This window comes from Lentzea sp. NBRC 105346 (assembly GCF_030269605.1).
Lineage (GTDB): Bacteria > Actinomycetota > Actinomycetes > Mycobacteriales > Pseudonocardiaceae > Lentzea.
Genome location: NZ_BSTQ01000023.1, coordinates 61,808 through 79,838, shown reverse-complemented (window position 1 = coordinate 79,838; position 18,031 = coordinate 61,808). Strand labels below are relative to the sequence as shown.

The window sequence follows — 18,031 nt, the reverse complement described above, 5'->3', positions numbered from 1 at the left end:
TAGGGGATTGCTGTTTTGCGGTGAATTGTTGCTAATGTGCGCGCCGTGGTCTATCAGCTGGGTGTCGACCTGGGCACGACGTTCACCGCCGCCGCCGTGCACCGGCCGGATCGGCCCGCCGAGGTGGTGGCGCTCGGAACCCGGTCGGCGTCGGTCGCCTCGGTGCTCTACCTCGCCGCCGAGGGCAACGTCCTGGTCGGTGAGGCCGCCGAACGCCGGGCGGTCACCGACCCCGAGCGGGTCGCGCGGGAGTTCAAACGCCGCATCGGCGACCCGACCCCGATGATGTTCCGTGACCAGGCGTGGCATGCCCACGAACTCACCGCCGAGCTGGCGAGCTGGGTGGTGGACCGGGTGACCGAACGCGAGGGCGAGCCGCCCGGCCGGGTCGCGATCACCCACCCCGCCGGCTGGGGCCCGCACAAGCGGGCGCTGCTCGCCGAGGGCCTCGCGGAGGTCGGCCTCGACGACGTGGTGTTCCTGACCGAACCCGAGGCCGCCGCGCTCAACTACGCGTCGGCACAACGGATCGAGCCAGGTCGCGCGGTCGCCGTCTACGACCTGGGCGGCGGCACCTTCGACGCCGCCGTGCTCCGGCGCACCGAGTCCGAGGGCTTCGAGCTGCTCGGCCGGCCGGAGGGCATCGAACGGCTCGGCGGCATCGACTTCGACGAGCTGGTCTTCGAACACGTCCGCGCCTGCGCCGACCTGGACTCGCTCGACCCCGAGGACCCGGTCACGCTCTCCACCGTCGCCCGGCTGCGCCGCGAGTGCACCGAGGCGAAGGAGGCGCTGTCGTCCGACACCGAGGTCCAGATCCCGGTGCTGCTTCCCTCGGCACGCAGCCAGGTCCGGCTCACGCGGTCCGAGTTCGAGCACATGATCCGCCCGGCGCTGACCGACACGCTGGAGGCGTTGCGCCGCACCGTCCGTTCCTCCGGGCTCGACGCCGACGACCTCGCCGCGGTGCTGCTCGTCGGCGGCTCGTCCCGGATTCCGCTGGTCACGCAACTGATCTCCGAGGAACTCGGCCGGCCCGTCGCCGTCGACACCGACCAGCACACCTCGGTCGCGACCGGCGCCGCGCTCGCCGCCCAGCCACCGGCCGGGCGGGCCGCACCACCGACGCGCCCGGTTGTCTTGACGGCTCCGCTGACCACCACGTCCGTGCGGCGGCGTAAGCGGCCGCGCATTCTGCTCGGTGCCGCGGGCCTGGTGGTCCTGGGTGCCGCGGCGCTGGCGGCCACGTCGTGGCCCGATCGGTCGTCCGGGTCACCGGGCGACGCTCCTACCTCACCGACGCCCACCCCGGCCGCGCCGCACGCCCCGCAGGAGCGCCGGATCGAGGGCACCACCGCGCCTCATCACTCAACGGCAGGCAGGCCGACGACGTCCGCGAGCCGCTCCGGAGCCGCACCCGCCGCTGGTGTACCGGTCTCTTCGGCCGCGCCGACGACGACCGTGGCGCCCCGCGCCGAACCGACCACGACCGTGGCGCCACCCGTCACCACAACGGCTTCGGCCGCCACGTCCACGGCCAGCAGTGAGCCGCCCCCGCCCCCACCACCGCCGAGCGGACGTCGTCACGCCGGGTAGAACGGGCTGATGTCGATCATCCGTTGTGGAGTGAGCTGGCCCGGGATGTGCACCTCGCGTCGCGGGTCGAGCTCGTCGATCTGGCGCACCAGGTCGAGGACGCGCAGGTGAAGTTCCTGCCACGCGGTGCTTTCCGCGCAGTGGTCGATGGTCAACCAGTAGCAGGTCCTGGCCTCGGCCTTGAGCCGCGCGTGCTGCTCGGCCGAGAGCACCTGAGCGGACGGATGAACCAGCTTGGCCGCCAAGGTCGTAACGCGACGGGCTACGTCCGGGTGACCGCTTTGGTTGTGATGGGGCACACAAGCTGCATCGCAGCTTCGTCGGCGAACGTTTCAGCTCCGCCGCGAACGTCAGCCGGTCGAGGAGATCGTGGCGCTCGCCAGGACCAGGTCACCCGCATCGTCCGGCCGGTAGATCGCGACCGCCTGCCCCGGTGCGACACCGCGCAGCGGCTCCCGCAGGTGCACCAGCAGTTCATCGTTCACCAGCTCGGCGACCGCGGGCGCGGTGCCGCCGTGCGCGCGCACCTGCGCGACACACTCCACGGGCCCATCGAGTTCGACATGTGACACCGGGGTCTCAGCGACGATCTCCGAGACCGCCAGCTTCTCCGCGGCGCCGACGCGCACGTTGCCGGACACGGGCTCCAGCGACAGCACGTACCGCGGCCGGCCGTCCGGGGCGGGAGCGTCGATGCCGAGGCCCTTGCGCTGGCCGACGGTGAACTCGTGCACGCCCGCGTGCCTGCCGAGCACGGCACCCGTCTCGTCGTCGATCAGCAGACCCGGCTTGGTCTCCAGGCGATTCGCGAGGAACTTCTGCGTGTCGCCGTCCGGGATGAAGCAGATGTCGTGGCTGTCCGGCTTCTTCGCCACCGACAGGCCACGGGACTGCGCCTCGACCCGGACGAGATCCTTCGTGGTGTCCCCCAACGGGAACATCGCGTGCGACAGCTGCTCGTGCGTCAGCGACGCGAGCACGTAGGACTGGTCCTTCCCGATGTCCGCGGACCGGCGCAGCTCCAGCCGTCCGTCCACAGTGGCCAGCCGGGCGTAGTGGCCGGTGCAGACCGCGTCGAACCCGAGCGCGATCGCCTTGTCCAGCAACGCCTCGAACTTGATGCGCTCGTTGCAGCGCAGGCACGGGTTCGGGGTGCGGCCGGCGGCGTACTCGGCGACGAAGTCCTCGACGACGTCCTCGGTGAAGCGCTCGGCGAAGTCCCAGACGTAGAACGGGATGCCCATCAGGTCGGCGGCGCGGCGCGCGTCGTGGGCATCCTCGATCGTGCAGCAGCCGCGGGCGCCCGTGCGCAGAGTGCCGGGCTTGGCGGACAGTGCGAGGTGCACGCCCGTGACGTCGTGTCCCGCGTCGACCGCGCGGGCTGCCGCGACGGCGCTGTCGACGCCGCCGCTCATCGCCGCGAGGACCCTCACGGTGACACCACCTTCCGAGAACGCCGCATCCCCGCGAGGCCGGCATTGCGCGCGCGCTCCACGACCGGGCCGATGGCCTCGGCGAGCTCGCGCACGTCGTTGATCGTCGAGGTGTGGCCCAGCGAGAACCGCAGCGATCCGCGGGCCAGTTCGGGTTCGACCCCCATCGCGAGCAGCACGTGGCTCGGCTGGGCGACACCGGCGGTGCACGCCGAGCCGGTCGAGCACTCGATGCCGCGCGCGTCCAGCAACATCAACAGGCTGTCGCCCTCGCAGCCGGGGAACGTCAGGTGCGCGTTGCCGGGCAGCCGGTCCACCGGGTCGCCGTTGACGATCACGTCCGGGACGACGGCCCGCACCGAGCGGATCAGCTCGTCGCGCAGGTCGCTCAGTTCCCGGGCACGCGTCTCCTGCTCGTCGACGGCGTGCCGGACGGCGGTCGCGAGGCCGATGATCGAGGGCACGTCCAGGGTGCCGGACCGCACGTCGCGCTCCTGGCCACCGCCGTGCAGCAACGGCGTGCACGGCACGTCACGCGCCAGCAGCAGCACGCCGACGCCGTAGGGGCCGCCGACCTTGTGGCCGGTCATCGTCAGCGCCGAGGCGCCGGACGAGGCGAAGTCCACCGGCACCGCGCCGACCGCCTGCACCGCGTCGGTGTGGAACGGCACGCCGTGCTCCAGCGCGACCGCGGCCAGGTCGAACACCGGGTTGATCGTGCCGACCTCGTTGTTCGCCCACATCGCCGTGACCAGCGCGACGTCGTCGTCGATCGCGTCCGCGAGCACCTCGGGGTGCACCCGCCCGTGCCGGTCGGTCTCCAGCCAGGTTACCTCGGCGCCCTGCGCGCCCAGCCACTCGACGGCGTCCAGCACGGCGTGGTGCTCGACGGCCGAGGCGAGGATCCGCTTCCGGCCGCGCGCCCAGTAGATGCCCTTGACCGCGAGGTTGTCGGACTCGGTGCCGCCGCCGGTGAAGATCACCTCGGACGGCCGTGCGCCCAGCGCGTCGGCGATGTCCTCACGCGCTTCTTCGACCGCGCGCCGCGCCTTGCGCCCGGAGGTGTGCAGCGACGAGGCGTTGCCCGGATTGGACAACGCCTCGGTCATCGCCGCCACCGCTTCGGGCAGCATCGGCGTCGTTGCAGCGTGGTCGAGATAAGCCATCAGGTAACAAGGGTATCTCGACACCTGGGTCCGGTCAGAATCGCTCCCATCAGCGCGATACCCGCCATGAGCAGCGAAAGAACGATCACACCCACCGTTGGTGCGGTAGCGACCACCAGCACGCCGCCCACTCCGGCGAACAAAGCGGCGCCCATCTGGTCGCTGATCTGCACCGCGGCCGAGTTGAACCCCCGGTCGGCCTCGGTCGACGCACCCAGCACGAGCACGCTGACGCTCGACATCCCGATGCCCATGCCCATGCCGGTGACGCCCCAGATCAGCGCGGTCGCCCACGCCGGTCCCCAGGCGGGCGCGATGAGCGTCACAGCCGCGAGCCCGATGCTGACCAGCACGAACCCCCACCGCACGAGCGTCTGCCGCGGGATCTCGGTGTGCCGCCCCTGCCACATCGCGGAGAGGGACCAGCCGACGGCACCCATGGTGAGCGGAATGCCCGCCGCGAACGGCGAGTACCCGTGCACGACCGTCAGCGTCAGCGGGACGAACGCCTCGACCGCGAAGAACGTGCCGCCGAGCAACCCGCGGGCGAGGACGGTCACCGGCAACCCGCGCCGGGCCTGCAGGGTGCCGGCGGGCAGCAACACCCGCACAGCCGCACCCAACATCACCAGCGACAGCAGCCCCAACCACCACACGCGGTGCTGCATGGCCCACGAAAGACCGGCCACACCGGCGGCGGCCGACACGGCGGCCAGCGGCAGGAACCGGCGAGCGGGCGGGCTGGCCGTGTGGAGCGGCAACCTCCGCAGAACGGGCAGCAACAGCAGGAACCCGAGCAGCACGAGTGGCACCAGGCCGAGGAACACCAGGCGCCACGTCAGGTGCTCGGTGAGCCACCCGGCCAGCGTCGGGCCGACGAGTCCCGGCACGACCCAGGCGGCCGCGAGCGCGCCGAACGCGGCGGGATGGTCGGAGTCGGGGTAGACGGCGGCGATCAGCACGTAGATCGCGACTACCTGCGTTCCGGCACCGAGCCCCTGCAGCACGCGGCCGATGAGCAGCAGCGTCATCGAGTCGGCGGTGCCCGCGACGACCAGGCCGGCGAGGAACAGGCCGACACCGATCAGCACCGCGGGCCGCGGTCCGCGCAGGTCCGAGAGCCGGCCGGAGAACACCGTGCCGACCAGCGATGACGCCATGAACGTGATGAACGGCCAGGCGTACAGGCTCTCGCCGTGCAGTTCCATGACCATGCGGGGCATCGCCGTGCCGACGCCCATGGCCTCGAAGGCCAGCAGGGTGACGAGCAGGACGAGCCCCGTCGTGGGCCAGCGTTTCTCAGGCGCCCAAAGGCGTGCTGGTTGCTGCGCGGTGAGAGTCACGCTCAGATCGTTCAACCTCAAGCCCGCTGGAGGTCAAGCGATTTGCCTGTGATTCGGCGAGCGCGGCCAGCTCACGCCGGGTCGACGCACGTCCGGGCGCGATCTCGTCGAGCACGTGCACCTCGACGACCAGGCCTTTCAGGCTCAGCACCCGTTTGATCGAGTCGACCAGGGTGTCGCTGCCCACGAACGCCGGGTGGGTCGTGGTCCGCTCGCCGACCCGGTAGCGCAGCACGATCGGCCGCACCGGCACACCGGCGTCCAGCGCGGCCTGGAACAGCGCCGGCTTGTACCGCCCACCGGCCAGCCCGCACCACGTGGTGCCCTCGGCGTGGATGCCGACGGCGGCGCCTTCGCGCAGCGCGTCCGACAGTTCGCGCACGGTCCCCGGCAGCAGCCGCAGCCGCTCGCGGTCGAGGTACACCGTGCGCGCGGACGTGATGATCGGCCCGAGGACCGGCCAGTCCTTGATGTCGCGCTTGGCGACGATCCGGATCGGCTGCACCGCGTCGATCGCCAGCTCGTCCAACCAGGACACGTGGTTGGCCACCACGAGCACACCGCGGCCGCGCGTCTCCTGGAACCGCTTGGGCCCGTGCACCTTCAACCGCGCGCCGAAGCCGCGCAGCACGGCGTGGAACCAGTTGCGCACCAACGTTTCCCGCGTGCGCCCGCGGGTGACGGCGATGCCGAGCAGCAGGAAGACACCGCACAGGATCATCGTCACCGCGGCGAACGCGCGCCACACCTGCCGGACCTTGCCGACCTGCGGCACCTGCCCGCCCACACACCCGTCGCCGCACGGCGAAGTGGGCATCCAGGCGTGGCTCACGATGTCTCACCCAGGAAGAACTTCAGGTACCGCTGGTCGATGCGGTCCATGCTGAGCAGGATGAACAGGTCCGCCACGCCGAAGTCCGCGTCCAGCGCCGGCCGGCCGCACACCTGCGCACCGAGGCGCAAATAGCCCTTGAGCAGCGGGGGCAGCACCGTCCGCTCGGGACGTTCGACCTGGTCCACCTGCCAGGGGTTCAGCGGGTGGACCCGGAACTCCTCGGGCGCGTAGTGCTTGGCGTGCACCGTGTCCCACACGCCCGCGGCGAAGCTGCCGCCGTCGGTCAGCGGCACCGACGCGCAGCCGACGAGGTGCGCGTGCCCGGACAGCAGCATGTACCGCGCGAGACCCGCCCACACGAGGCTGACGACGGCACCGTTGCGGTGGTCGGGGTGGACGCACGACCGTCCGGTCTCGACCATCGCGGGCCGCAGCGCGGCGAGGTTCGTCAGGTCGAACTCGGTCTCCGAGTAGAGCTTTCCGGCCTCCTGCGCCCGCTCGGGCGGCAGCATCCGGTACGTGCCGACGATGTCACCGTTGCGGTCGTCGCGGACGACGAGGTGGTCGCAGTGCTCGTCGAACTCGTCGACGTCCAGGCCGGGCACGCTCGAGTGCAGCGTCGCGCCCATCTCACCGGCGAACACGTCGTGGCGCAGTCTCTGCGCGGCGACGACCTCTTCGCTGTCACGGGCGACGAGAAGGGAGTAGCGGGGTGCGTCCGTCCCCTGCTGGTGCGGGGTGCTGACTAGCAGTTCCGGCTGCGTCATGACTTGAGGTTGACTTGAATCCGGCAAAGCCCAGCAGGTCAAACCGATGACGCCTCAGTGGCAGATGGGTTAAGGGCGGGCGCTCTCGTCGCCCGTCCGGTTACCGGGACAATGCCGCGATGCGAATCGGTGTGGTACTCGCGCACACTGGACGGCTGGCTCTGCTCGGCAGCCCCCTGGAGTACGTGGCGCGAACGTTCGGTGAACACGAGATGGTCTTACGGGACAGTCACTCCACCGCCGCCGGTGCGCGACGTGCAGCGTCGCAACTCATCTTGCAGGACAAGGCATCCCTGATCCTCACCCTGGGCGGCACCGACACGGTTCCCGCGGTCGCGGAGACGTGCGAACGGCTGCGCACCCCGTGCCTGTCGACGGTGCTGCCGTGGCAGGTGTGGCTCGGCGACCGCGACCCGCGCTGGTCGTTCCACTTCTGCTGGGGTCTCGACGACATCGCCACGGTCTTCGCGGACATGTGGGAACAGGTGGCGCCGGCGTGCACGGTCGGCTGTCTGTGGAACGACGGTCCGCAGGGCGAGGCGTCCCGCCGGTGGTTCGCCCCGGTCGCACGGGAGCGCGGCCACCACCTCGTCGACCCCGGCTACCGCGAGGACACCGGCGCGGTCCCGGACTTCTCCGGCGTGGACGTGATCACCGGCGCGCCGACCGCCGAGGACCTGGCGCGGCTCAGGGTCAAGCCGAAGCTGATCACGTGCTCGCGCTGGCTGACCTACCCGTTCGGGGTCGCGAAGCACGGTCTCGTCAACGTGGCGACGATCGTTTCCTGGACGCCGCACCACACGACCGGTGGTCACGAGCTGGCGGCGTCCTACGAGAAGGCGACCAACCGGCCGTGGTTACAGCCGCTCGGCCTCGCCCGCGCGCTCTTCGAGGTGGCAAGCCATGTCATGAGCACGGACAAGGCCGAGATCGCGCACAACCTGCGGCACACCAACCTGGAGACGGTCGCGGGCCGGCTGGACTGGACGAACGGACCGGCTCCGGGCGTCGCCACCGTCGCCCTCGCGGGCGGGCAGTGGCGAGCGGGCCCGGAGCTGATGATCGTGTCGAACCAGCGCACCCGGTACGCCCCGGTCACCGGTCAGCTGATCGTCAACGACACCTTGTAGGCCCGGTCCGGGTCGGTGAGTTTGGTGAACTTCCCGTCACCGCGGGCGGTCGAGTACGCCCCGGTGCCGCCGATCACCGCGACCACACAGTCGTCGAAGGCGAGTGCGACCGGCCGGTAGGTGCGCAGGCTGGACAGGTGCAGCTCGCCGTCCTTGAGCCGGTACACCGAGGTGCACTGCGCGATGACGGCGGGCGGGATGTCCGTGGTGACGCGGACGATCCCGCAGTAGGTGTCGCCGTCGCCGACCTTGGCGCCGGCCGCGTCGAGCAGCTCACCGCCGCCGACGAAGCCCGCGCCGACGGCGGGCACCGCGGGCAGCGACAGGAAGCTGCGTTTGGCGAACAGCTCCAGTGTGGACGGTTCGGCGGATGCGGAGACGGGCAGCCCGAATGCCAGCAGGGCCACGATCAGCAACGCGCGCAACGACATCGCAATCCTCCTACTACTCGACCGGCTGACCCATCTGTTTCAACGCCACGCGGAACGCGTCCGGTGTGACGGTCGTGGTCCCCGCGAACGGGTGGTCCATCAGGTGCGCGTAGTACAGGGATCCGGCGACGAGCATCGCGAGCGTGATCACCATGAGCGCGTGCGGCAGTGGTTTGGGCGCACCGAAGAACAAGGCGATCCCGATGACCAGCACACCACCGATGATCAACCCGAACCACAGGTAGCCGGGGATCGACGGCCTGGCCTCGTTGAGCCGGTCCCGCCGGGCACTGTTGATCACGTTGACGCGTTCGATCATCGCGCCGTACAGCGCCTCCTGCTTGGGGGTCTGGGGATCGAGCTGCAGCAGCGCCTTGCGCATGCGCTTGGCCGCGTCCTCGACCTGCGGGCTCGGCTCGCCATGGGCCAGCCGCGGCCATTCGTCGGCGATCACGGCTCGCGCGTACGTGACGGCGGCGCCCTGGAACTCCGCGCGCTGCGCCGGTTCGAACTGCGTCGAGCTGAAGTACAGGCCCGGCAACGCGTTCGCCTCGACGTAGGTGTTGTCCTTGGCCGCGTTCATGTCCTCCCACACGGCCACGACGACGAACGCGAGCAACACGGCGTAGAACGCGCCGACGGCCGCGAAGAAGTGGCCCGACAGCTCGTTGTAGGGCAACCGCCGCGACACCGGTACGACGCGGTCGATCACGAGCACGGCGATGGTGACCGCCAGCGCGGTCCCTCCGACTACCAGTACGACGTCCCACACACTCGCCGAACGTACGGACGGTGCCGGAGCAACCACCATCCTTCGATCGAGTACGACCGGATCCCCCGGAACCACTGCGGCATAGCAGAGATCACGCAACCCGTGCCGGTAACGCTGCTACGGCAAGCGAGTGAAGACCCATTCCATCCGATACGGAATGGTCCACAGTGGACCCCGCCCGATATTCGCTCGCTGACGGCCGCCCGCCTGCGCCACCATGGACCCCGGGATCGCTCGGGAGGGGTGGGTTGACCGTGGATACCGGGACGTCGCATGCCCGGAAAAGATCACTACTACTGGCACTGCGTTACTACGGCCGTGAACTCAAGCGGCAACGAATCGTAGCCGTACCCGCGTTGCTGATGCCCGCGCTGGGCAACACCTGTCTGAACTACCTGGCTCCGCTCGTGGTCGCGTCGCTGGTCGGCCACCTCGCCAACGGCGGGGACACGGGCTTCGACACCGTCCTGCCGTACGTGCTCGGGTTCGCCGGCCTGATGCTGCTGGCGGAGATCCTGTGGCGGATCGGCATCCACTGCCTGAACCGCACGGACGGCCGCGGCATCGAGCAGCTGGCCATCACCGGCATGGACGAGCTGCTGGCGAAGGACGCGGCGTTCTTCCACGACAACTTCGCGGGCTCGCTCACCAAGCGGGTGCTGAGCTTCGCGTCGCGGTTCGAGGAGTTCGTGGACACGCTGGCGTTCTCGGTGCTGGCGAACCTGGTGCCGCTCGGCTTCGCGTGCGTGATCCTCTGGGGCTACTCGCCGGTGCTCGTGCTGGTCCTGGTAGGCCTCATCGCGCTCACGGGTCTGGTCATCGCGCCGCTGATCCGCCGCCGGCAGGAGCTGGTCGACGAGCGCGAGGCCGCGATCGCTCGGGTGTCCGGGCACGTCGCGGACACGTTGTCGAACATGGACACCGTGCGGGCGTTCGCCGCGGAGGAGCGTGAGGCCGCCGAGCACCGGAAGCGGGTCGCCGAGCAGCGCCGGCTCGCGATGCGGTCGTGGGACTACGGCAACCTGCGCATCGACGCCGTGGTGGCGCCGCTGTCCGTGCTGACCAACTCGCTGGGCCTCCTGCTGGCGGTGTGGCTCAGCGGCGGGCTAGGCGTGGAGGCGATCATGGTCGCGTTCACCTACTACACCAGCGCGACGCGGATCATGTTCGAGTTCAACCAGATCTACCGCCGCATGGAGAGCTCGCTGACCGAGGCGGCGCAGTTCACCGAGCTGCTGCTCGACCCGCCGACCGTGGTGGATGTTTCTTCGCCGGAACCGTTGCGGGTGTCGGGCGCGCACGTCCGGTTCGAGCGGGTGAACTTCACGCACGACGGCGGGAACGCGTTGTTCCGCGGTCTGGACCTGGACATCCCGTCCGGCACGAAGATCGGCCTCGTCGGCCGGTCCGGCGGCGGCAAGACGACCCTGACCCGGTTGTTGTTGCGGCTCATGGACATCGACGGCGGCCGGATCCTCGTGGGCGGCCAGGACATTGCCCGGCTGCGACAGAAGGACCTGCGCGGCCTGATCGCGTACGTGCCGCAGGAGCCGGCCATGTTCCACCGGACCCTGCACGACAACATCGCGTTCGCCCGGCCCGGCGCCACCGAGGCCGAGGTGCTCGCCGCCGCCCGCGCCGCGCACGTCACGGAGTTCGCCGAGGGGCTGCCGGACGGGTTCGGCACGCTGGTCGGCGAGCGCGGCATCAAGCTGTCCGGCGGTCAGCGGCAGCGCGTCGCCCTGGCCCGCGCGATCCTGCGGGACGCGCCGATCCTGTTGCTCGACGAGGCCACCAGCGCATTGGACTCGGAGAGCGAGATCCTGGTGCAGGAAGCGTTGTGGCAGCTGATGGACGGACGCACCGCGATCGTGGTCGCGCACCGGCTCAGCACGGTCGTGCGGATGGACCGGCTGGTCGTGCTCGACCGCGGTGAGATCGTCGAGCAGGGCACGCACGACGAGCTGCTGGCGCGCCAGGGCACCTACGCCCGGCTCTGGCACCACCAGTCGGGCGGGTTCCTAACGGAAGACGAGGAACCCGCGGTGGTCTGAAAAGCCGTTATGGCCACCATCACGGACCTCAAGTCCGCGATGGTGGCCATAACGGTCGAACCTGGGGGTCAGCCCTTGCGCTTGCTGGCTTATTCGATGCGGGCGCTAGCCGAAGTCGCCAGTCAGCTCCGGGCGAAACGCCTGCCTGCCGAACGAGAGCACACGCGGCAACGCGGCGCGCAACGCCTCCCGGCGCACGGGTTCGAGCTCCAGCACGAGTTCCACCACCGGGTCCACTTGGAGGTCTCGAGCGGCCTGGTCGGTGAGTTCCAGCCGCAGCACGTTCCCGCTGAGGTCCGCTCGTCGTACGCCGCCGTAGACACACGCGCCGCGTTCATCGGTGATGCAGTACGTGTCCATGCCCTGGTCGGCGTCATCGACGTCGTCCTCGCTGGTCATGAACAGCAGCTGCCTGCCGCCGCCGTCCGGCAGTTCAGCGACGCCGACGGTGTAGATGTCGTCGTCGTCCACCCCGAAGTCCCGCACGGTGAAGCTCACTTGTCCCCCCGAACGCGAAGGCCACCCCGGCGTGCGCCGGGGTGGCCTTCATCCAAGCAGCCGGGCTCAGCCCTTGCGCTTGCTGACTTCCTCGGTGAGCTGCGGGGCGACGTTGAACAGGTCGCCCACCACACCGAAGTCGGCGATCTCGAAGATCGGCGCCTCGGGGTCCTTGTTGACCGCGACGATCGTCTTCGAGGTCTGCATGCCCGCCCGGTGCTGGATCGCGCCCGAGATGCCCAGCGCGATGTACAGCTGCGGCGAGACCGTCTTACCGGTCTGGCCGACCTGGAACTGGTGCGGGTAGTAGCCGGAGTCGACGGCGGCACGCGAGGCACCGACCGCGGCACCCAGCGAGTCCGCCAGCGCCTCCACGACCGAGAACTGCTCGGCCGAGCCGACGCCACGGCCACCGGAGACGACGACCGACGCCTCGGTGAGCTCCGGGCGGTCGCCACCGACGACGGCCTCGCGACCGGTCACGCGTGCGGACTTGGCAGGGTCCACGGTGACGGACACGGACTCGTCGAGCACGGCATCGCCGGGGGCCTCGGAGGCCTCCACGCCACCGGGGCGCACGGTGATGACCGGAGTGCCGGTGCCGACCTTCGACTTCACGATGAACGAGCCACCGAAGATCGACTGGACGCCGACACCATCTTCGAGAATGTCGACGACGTCGACGAGCAGACCGGAGCCGATGCGCGCGGCCAGCCGGCCGGCGACCTCCTTGCCCTCCACGGTCGCGGAGACCAGGACGGCGGCCGCACCCGAGGCGAGCGCCGCGAGGGCGTCGACCTTCGGGGTCACCAGGAAGTTGACCGCGTCGTCGGACTCGACGGCGTAGACCTTCGCGGCGCCGAAGCGGCCGAGGGACTCCCTCACCTTGGCCGCGGTGCCGGGCTGACCGACCACCACCGCGGACGGCTCGCCGAGACGGCGCGCGGCGGATAGCAGCTCAAAGGTGACCTTCTTGACGTCACCGTCGACGTGGTCGACGAGGACCAGGACTTCAGACATTTGTTCCCTCCTCGCCTTCAGATGAGCTTCTGGCCGACCAGGTACTCGGCGATCTTCTGACCACCGTCACCCGAGTCCTCGACCCGCTGACCCGCACTGCGCGGCGGCTTCGGGGCCGCCTCCAGCACGTTCGACCAAGCGCCGGACAGACCCACCGAAGCGGCGTCGACCCCGAGGTCGGCCACGGTCAGGGTGGTCACCGGCTTCTTCTTCGCGGCCATGATGCCCTTGAACGACGGGTACCGCGGCTCGTTGATCTTCTCCGTGACGCTGACGACCGCGGGGAGCGACGCCTCGAGGAAGGCGACACCCTCGTCGGTCTCGCGCTCGCCCTTGACGACGCCACCCTCGACCGTGACCTTGCGCAGCTGGGTGACCTGCGGCAGGCCGAGCAGCTCGGCCAGGATCGCCGGGACGGCGCCGGCGCGGCCGTCGGTGGCCTCGTTACCCGCGATGACCAGGTCGACACCCTCGACGGTGCCGATCGCCTTGGCGAGCACCTTCGCGGTGGTCAGCACGTCGGAACCGTGCAGCGCCTCGTCGGAGACGTGGATCGCCTTGTCGGCGCCCATGGACAGCGCCTTGCGGATGGCGTCGGTGGCACGGTCCGGGCCCATCGCGATGACGGTCACCTCGCCGCCGTGGGCTTCCTGCAGCTGCAGCGCCTCTTCGACGGCACGCTCGTTGATCTCGTCGAGCACGGCGTCCGCGGACTCGCGGTCAAGGGTGTGGTCGGCGTCGGTGAGCTTGCGCTCGGACCAGGTGTCAGGCACCTGCTTGACCAGGACAACAATGTTCATAGGTCCTCTTCGACCTCCTGCGGACGGGCGGCGATGCACTGTGCAGCCATCTTCGTTTGGAAGGACTGTATGTAGCCGCATCACCGGGTATTCATGACCCTGCCATCACCCGGATGTTACCCGCCAGTAGCAGCGGCGCAAACGCCAGCAAGCACATAGCTAGCGTGACGGTTCTCACCCATCGTGCAAGGCCAATCAAGACGTACGCCAATCGGGCGACTACAGTCCCAGGTTATGTACCGGCGGGTAGCTATTGTGACCGACTCCACCTCTTGCATCCCGGCCGATCTCGCTGATCGGTTCGGCATCGAAGTGGTGCAGCTTCAGGTCAGAATCGGCGACCACATCGACGACGAGGCGAGAATCCCGGTGCCGCAACTGGTCTCGGCCATGCGCGCGAACCTGCCGGTCGCCACGAGCCCGCCGGACCCGATGGCGTTCTATCAGACCTACCGCGAGCTGGTCGCGTACGGCGCCCGCACGATCATCTCGATCCACCTGTCGTCGGCGCTGTCCGAGACGTGCAACGCGGCACGTGCGGCCGCCGCGAAGGTCGGCGTGCCCGTCCATGTGGTGGACACCCACACGTGTGGCATGAGCATCGGCTACGCCGTGATCGCCGCCGCGAAGATCGCCGAGGCCGGCCTCGGCGTGGAACGAGTGCTCGAGACCGCGACCCGCCGGTCGGACCGGTCCACCGAGCTGATCTACGTCGACACGCTGGAGTTCCTGCGCCGCGGCGGGCGCATCGGCGCTGCCGCGCACCTGGTCGGATCCGCGCTCTCGGTCAAGCCGCTGCTCACCATGTCCGGCTCGCAGATCACCCCGCTGGACCGGGCCCGCGGCTCGGAACGCGCGCTGAACAAGATGCTCGACATCGCGGTGAAGAAGGCGGGCAACGACCCCGTCGACATCGCGGTCGAGCACTTCGACTCGGCGGAACCCGCGGCGAAGCTGCTGAGCCGGTTGCGGCGCAGCGTGCCGAACGTGCGGCAGTTCATGCTCACCCAGGTCAGCTCGGCGATCGGCGCGCACGTGGGACCGGGCGCGCTCGGCATCACCGTCTCACCGGTCTAGTTGTCGCTCGCCGAGGCCCGGCGGCGCGCCGCCTCGAACGTGCGCAGGTAGCGCTCACGGAACTCGTGCTGCACGGGGAGGACCGGCTTCGCCTCCTCGACCGGCTGCGGCTCCGGCTCGGGTTCGGGCTCCGGTTCGACCTCGGCCACGACCTCAGGCTCGACCTCGACCTCGGGCTCGACCGGCTCGGCCTCGACATCCGGCTCGGGCTGCATGCCCACGACCGGGTTGCGGTGGATCGGCTTCGAGTCGTACTCGATCTCGACGTCCTGCCACCGCAGCTCCAGCTGTTCCTCGGCCGGTGGCGCGGGCTCCGCGACCGGTTGCGATAACCCGGCCTGCGGTTCCTCCCTGCGCCGCATCACCACGTACATCAACGCGGCGCCCGCGGTGAACGACAGGACGCACAACCCGAAGACGATCCCGACAGCCCCACCCATTGCGGCTCCTACGACACGATGACGTCGACCTGGGGTCCGCCTTCCGACGGTGGGCCCCAGACGGGGTCGACGACGACTCTCGTTCTTATCGATCCGGGCGGCACGCCCTGCCGCAGCAGGTAGTCGCGCACCAGACCGGCACGTTCCATCGCGAGCACGTCGCAGCGATGCGACGCGGTCTCGCCGTTCCAGGCGTGCGCGACCAGCGTGACCGCCGCGGTCGTCACCGGCCGCAGCGCGGCACCGACCGCACGCTGCACATCTCCACCGCGACCCACGAACTCCGTCGTACCCGGTGCGAACGTGATGCCCTTGACCGCGTGCGCGGCGAACACACCCGACACGCTGCGCTGCACCGCCTGCGGTGACGGCGGCAGCGCCGCGGGCGGCTTCTCCTCCAGCACCACCGCCGGAGCGACGGCGATGCGTGGCGCGGTGATCGTGGCTCCGTCGTAGTGCGTCAGCTCATCGCCGTAGACGGTGAAACCGAACGCCGTCAGCGCCGCCGGAACCAGCACGACCCCGACGGCGAGCGGAATCCACGATCTGTTCACGAAGCGGCCACTTGTTCCTGCGCGGTCACTTGTTCGGGGATCATCGGCCCGACGCGTTCCGCGGCCATCGACAACGCGGCCCGCGCGGACGCGAGCTGAGACTGCACCGTGCGCCGCAGTTCCTTGAGCTCCTCGGATTTCTCCTGGATCTCCGCAATACGGCGTTGGGCCTCGCGGCAGGCGAGCTTCACGACGAACTCCGCGCGCGCCTTCGCGAGCTTTTCCTGCTCGGCCAGATGCGCGGTGATCTCATTGGTCCGGCGCGTGATGGTCTCGTCGAAGATCTGCTGCGCCTTCTCGCGCTTGTGCTCCGATTCGAGTTCGAGCCGGTTGCACTGTTCCGCGGTCTCCCGCAGCAATCGGTTCGCGTCGTCCTGCGCCTGCTTCATCGCCGCCGCACATTCCTCCTCGACCTGCGTCGCGCGCTGGGCGTGCTGCGCCTCGAGATCGGAACTGCGGCGTTCCAGGTCGACCTCACGCTGGTCGAGTTGCGCCGCGCGACTGGCACACGCCTGGTGCAGCCGATGCGCCTCGGCCTCGGCCTCACCGCGGATCTCGGTCGCCTCGCGCACGGCCCGCGCACGCAGCTCGGTGAGCTCGGCCTCGACGCGCTGCCGCAGGTCCGCGACGTCGCGATCGGCCTGCAGGCGCAGCTCGGCGGCCTCGTCCTCGGCGAGTCGCAGCATGCGATGCATGCGCTCGGTGGCGCCGGCGTGCGTGACCGGTGAGGCCTCGAGCCGCCCGATGCGGGTCCGGGCCTCGTCGAGCTCACTGCGGGTCGACTCGAGCAGCTTGCGCAGATCCGCCGACTGGGCCAGCGCCTCGGCGCGGTCCATGCTGGTGAACCGGAGCTGCTCTTCGAGATTCTCGATGTGGTCGATGACCTGACGTCGGTGAAATCCTCGGTAGACAACGTCGAAACCAGCGTGCAGCGGAACTATCTCCTGCTCTTTTGCACCCATGGCCACCTCACCCTGGAGAAGATTGGGCGAGGATACCGACGTGATCTAGCACCAACCAACGGCCGAATCGTTGCCTTCGCAAGTGCGTAACACGGCGAATGTCCAGTGTTTCCAGCAGAAACACCGATCAAGAAGATCAACAGAACGCGACCGGCGGTCACCCGATTGTGTCAAGCTCTCGGCAATTTCGGGTTGAACACTCGCCGCGTTCGCTGTTCACGCATTGCGACCACTCCGCCAAACATCACACGAATTGCCATCGTTCGTTGGTGGCCATGACGATCACACATCGTTAACCTTCTTGCCTGTGTCCCCACGCGTCGCCGTAGTCACCGACTCCACAGCGTCACTACCCGCCTCACTGGCGGAGCGGTTCGAGATCATCACCGTGCCGATGCAGCTGCAGATCGGCAAGGACCTGATCGACGAGGCCTACGTTCCCACCGAGCGCCTCCTCGCGGCGATGCGTGCGGAGGTGCCGATCACCACCCAGCCGCCGGCACCCGACGCCTTCTTCTGGGCGTACCAGGACGCGTGGGCCAAGGGCGCGGACACGATCGTCTCGGTGCACGTCACCCCGCACCTGTCCCCCGCGGCCGACTCGGCGAAGGCGGCCGCCGCGAAGGCCCGCGTGCCGGTGCACATCGTCGACTCGCACTCGTCCGGCATGACGCTCGGTTTCGCGGCGATGGCGGCCGCGCGCATCGCTCAGACAGGTGGCAACGTCAACCACGTCCGGGGCGTCGCCGAGCAGCGGGGACGCAACGCCAAGGTGCTGATCTACGTGGACGACCTCGCCTACCTGCACCGGATCGGCCAGGTCAGCGGCACGGCCAAGATGATCGGCAAGGCACTGCCGCGCAAGTCGCTCTTCACGGTCAACGACGGGGAGCTGGCGCCGTTCGGCCGGGTCTTCGGCCCGGACCGCGCGTTGTCCCGGCTCGTCGACCAGGCCGTCGAGCTCGCGAAGGACAAGCAGGTCGACATCGCGGTCGAGCACTTCGCCGCCGAGGAACGGTCGGAGCAGGCGCTGGCCGAGCTGCGCACCCGCATCCCGCACGCACGCGAGTTCGTGCTCACCCAGGTGAGCGCCACGCTGGGCGCCAACCTCGGTCCCGGCGCGCTGGCCGTGACCGTCTCCCCCTTCTGACCG

General features: G+C 69.6%; 19 protein-coding genes. 5 read left to right on the top strand and 14 right to left on the bottom strand.

What is annotated here, in order from left to right:
* Window positions 1-45: 45 nt before the first annotated feature.
* On the top strand, window positions 46-1,596 hold the full coding sequence (locus QSK35_RS37710; protein ID WP_285752559.1) for an Hsp70 family protein: 1,551 nt from the start codon (window positions 46-48) through the stop codon (window positions 1,594-1,596).
* Here QSK35_RS37710 and QSK35_RS37705 read toward each other — a convergent pair.
* The 6 genes from QSK35_RS37705 to QSK35_RS37680 form a co-directional block, all read right to left on the bottom strand.
* Complete coding sequence (locus tag QSK35_RS37705; RefSeq protein ID WP_285752557.1) at window positions 1,584-1,841, bottom strand: hypothetical protein; 258 nt, start codon at window positions 1,839-1,841, stop codon at window positions 1,584-1,586. The genes QSK35_RS37710 and QSK35_RS37705 overlap by 13 nt on opposite strands.
* 105 nt (window positions 1,842-1,946) lie before the next feature.
* The gene (gene mnmA, locus QSK35_RS37700; RefSeq protein ID WP_285752556.1) at window positions 1,947-3,029 is read right to left on the bottom strand and encodes a tRNA 2-thiouridine(34) synthase MnmA; all 1,083 of its coding nucleotides are present in this window, start codon (window positions 3,027-3,029) and stop codon (window positions 1,947-1,949) included.
* Window positions 3,026-4,195 (bottom strand): cysteine desulfurase family protein, encoded by a 1,170-nt coding sequence (locus tag QSK35_RS37695; RefSeq protein WP_285752555.1) that lies wholly within the window; start codon window positions 4,193-4,195, stop codon window positions 3,026-3,028. The genes mnmA and QSK35_RS37695 overlap by 4 nt, the downstream gene beginning before the upstream one ends.
* On the bottom strand, window positions 4,195-5,538 hold the full coding sequence (locus QSK35_RS37690; RefSeq protein ID WP_285752554.1) for an MFS transporter: 1,344 nt from the start codon (window positions 5,536-5,538) through the stop codon (window positions 4,195-4,197). Before QSK35_RS37690 ends, QSK35_RS37695 begins: the two co-directional genes overlap by 1 nt.
* Window positions 5,495-6,370, bottom strand: coding sequence for a lysophospholipid acyltransferase family protein (locus QSK35_RS37685; protein ID WP_285752553.1), 876 nt, complete (start codon window positions 6,368-6,370; stop codon window positions 5,495-5,497). The genes QSK35_RS37690 and QSK35_RS37685 overlap by 44 nt, the downstream gene beginning before the upstream one ends.
* Complete coding sequence (locus QSK35_RS37680; protein ID WP_285752551.1) at window positions 6,367-7,140, bottom strand: GNAT family N-acetyltransferase; 774 nt, start codon at window positions 7,138-7,140, stop codon at window positions 6,367-6,369. The genes QSK35_RS37685 and QSK35_RS37680 overlap by 4 nt, the downstream gene beginning before the upstream one ends.
* Window positions 7,141-7,259: 119 nt before the next feature.
* Between QSK35_RS37680 and QSK35_RS37675 the strand changes: the two genes are divergently transcribed.
* Window positions 7,260-8,270, top strand: coding sequence for an ABC transporter substrate-binding protein (locus QSK35_RS37675; protein WP_285752549.1), 1,011 nt, complete (start codon window positions 7,260-7,262; stop codon window positions 8,268-8,270).
* On the opposite strand, the gene QSK35_RS37670 is transcribed toward QSK35_RS37675, so the two are convergent.
* A complete protein-coding gene (locus QSK35_RS37670; RefSeq protein WP_285752547.1) occupies window positions 8,243-8,701 on the bottom strand; it encodes a hypothetical protein in 459 nt (152 codons plus the stop codon). The genes QSK35_RS37675 and QSK35_RS37670 overlap by 28 nt on opposite strands.
* 13 nt (window positions 8,702-8,714) lie before the next feature.
* Complete coding sequence (locus tag QSK35_RS37665; protein ID WP_285752545.1) at window positions 8,715-9,473, bottom strand: bestrophin-like domain; 759 nt, start codon at window positions 9,471-9,473, stop codon at window positions 8,715-8,717.
* A 254-nt stretch (window positions 9,474-9,727) separates the two neighbouring features.
* Here QSK35_RS37665 and QSK35_RS37660 point away from each other — a divergent pair, with 254 nt between their 5' ends.
* Complete coding sequence (locus QSK35_RS37660) at window positions 9,728-11,527, top strand: ABC transporter ATP-binding protein (protein WP_285752543.1); 1,800 nt, start codon at window positions 9,728-9,730, stop codon at window positions 11,525-11,527.
* A 105-nt stretch (window positions 11,528-11,632) separates the two neighbouring features.
* Here QSK35_RS37660 and QSK35_RS37655 read toward each other — a convergent pair whose 3' ends face one another.
* The 3 genes from QSK35_RS37655 to QSK35_RS37645 all read right to left on the bottom strand — a co-directional run bounded on the left by QSK35_RS37655 (window position 11,633) and on the right by QSK35_RS37645 (window position 13,845).
* Window positions 11,633-12,025, bottom strand: coding sequence for an Imm10 family immunity protein (locus QSK35_RS37655; protein ID WP_285752541.1), 393 nt, complete (start codon window positions 12,023-12,025; stop codon window positions 11,633-11,635).
* 66 nt (window positions 12,026-12,091) lie between these two features.
* On the bottom strand, window positions 12,092-13,045 hold the full coding sequence (locus tag QSK35_RS37650) for an electron transfer flavoprotein subunit alpha/FixB family protein (protein WP_285752540.1): 954 nt from the start codon (window positions 13,043-13,045) through the stop codon (window positions 12,092-12,094).
* 17 nt (window positions 13,046-13,062) lie between these two features.
* Entirely contained in the window at window positions 13,063-13,845 is a 783-nt protein-coding gene (locus tag QSK35_RS37645) for an electron transfer flavoprotein subunit beta/FixA family protein (protein ID WP_285752538.1), read from the bottom strand.
* A gap of 234 nt (window positions 13,846-14,079) precedes the next feature.
* Between QSK35_RS37645 and QSK35_RS37640 the strand changes: the two genes are divergently transcribed.
* Window positions 14,080-14,922, top strand: coding sequence for a DegV family protein (locus QSK35_RS37640; protein ID WP_285752537.1), 843 nt, complete (start codon window positions 14,080-14,082; stop codon window positions 14,920-14,922).
* Here QSK35_RS37640 and QSK35_RS37635 read toward each other — a convergent pair.
* Genes QSK35_RS37635 through QSK35_RS37625 form a run of 3 tightly spaced genes read right to left on the bottom strand, consistent with a single transcriptional unit; the run spans window position 14,919 to window position 16,878 of the window.
* A complete protein-coding gene (locus QSK35_RS37635) occupies window positions 14,919-15,362 on the bottom strand; it encodes a hypothetical protein (protein ID WP_285752535.1) in 444 nt (147 codons plus the stop codon). The two genes, QSK35_RS37640 and QSK35_RS37635, sit on opposite strands and share 4 nt — an antisense overlap.
* An 8-nt stretch (window positions 15,363-15,370) precedes the next feature.
* Window positions 15,371-15,916: an OmpA family protein gene (locus tag QSK35_RS37630; protein ID WP_285752533.1), complete on the bottom strand. Its 546-nt coding sequence runs from the start codon at window positions 15,914-15,916 to the stop codon at window positions 15,371-15,373.
* Window positions 15,913-16,878, bottom strand: coding sequence for a coiled-coil domain-containing protein (locus tag QSK35_RS37625; protein ID WP_285752532.1), 966 nt, complete (start codon window positions 16,876-16,878; stop codon window positions 15,913-15,915). The genes QSK35_RS37630 and QSK35_RS37625 overlap by 4 nt, the downstream gene beginning before the upstream one ends.
* A 307-nt stretch (window positions 16,879-17,185) precedes the next feature.
* Between QSK35_RS37625 and QSK35_RS37620 the strand changes: the two genes are divergently transcribed.
* Complete coding sequence (locus QSK35_RS37620; RefSeq protein ID WP_285752531.1) at window positions 17,186-18,028, top strand: DegV family protein; 843 nt, start codon at window positions 17,186-17,188, stop codon at window positions 18,026-18,028.
* Window positions 18,029-18,031 lie beyond the last annotated feature (3 nt).

What these genes read in the sequence shown, in the direction of transcription:
- QSK35_RS37645 (WP_285752538.1), bottom strand. Translation starts at nt 13,845, where the DNA reads ATGAACATTGTTGTCCTGGTCAAGCAGGTGCCTGACACCTGGTCCGAG.
- QSK35_RS37675 (WP_285752549.1), top strand. Translation starts at nt 7,260, where the DNA reads ATGCGAATCGGTGTGGTACTCGCGCACACTGGACGGCTGGCTCTGCTC.
- QSK35_RS37670 (WP_285752547.1), bottom strand. Translation starts at nt 8,701, where the DNA reads ATGTCGTTGCGCGCGTTGCTGATCGTGGCCCTGCTGGCATTCGGGCTG.
- QSK35_RS37625 (WP_285752532.1), bottom strand. Translation starts at nt 16,878, where the DNA reads ATGGGTGCAAAAGAGCAGGAGATAGTTCCGCTGCACGCTGGTTTCGAC.
- QSK35_RS37650 (WP_285752540.1), bottom strand. Translation starts at nt 13,045, where the DNA reads ATGTCTGAAGTCCTGGTCCTCGTCGACCACGTCGACGGTGACGTCAAG.
- QSK35_RS37635 (WP_285752535.1), bottom strand. Translation starts at nt 15,362, where the DNA reads ATGGGTGGGGCTGTCGGGATCGTCTTCGGGTTGTGCGTCCTGTCGTTC.
- QSK35_RS37640 (WP_285752537.1), top strand. Translation starts at nt 14,080, where the DNA reads ATGTACCGGCGGGTAGCTATTGTGACCGACTCCACCTCTTGCATCCCG.
- QSK35_RS37695 (WP_285752555.1), bottom strand. Translation starts at nt 4,195, where the DNA reads ATGGCTTATCTCGACCACGCTGCAACGACGCCGATGCTGCCCGAAGCG.
- QSK35_RS37680 (WP_285752551.1), bottom strand. Translation starts at nt 7,140, where the DNA reads ATGACGCAGCCGGAACTGCTAGTCAGCACCCCGCACCAGCAGGGGACG.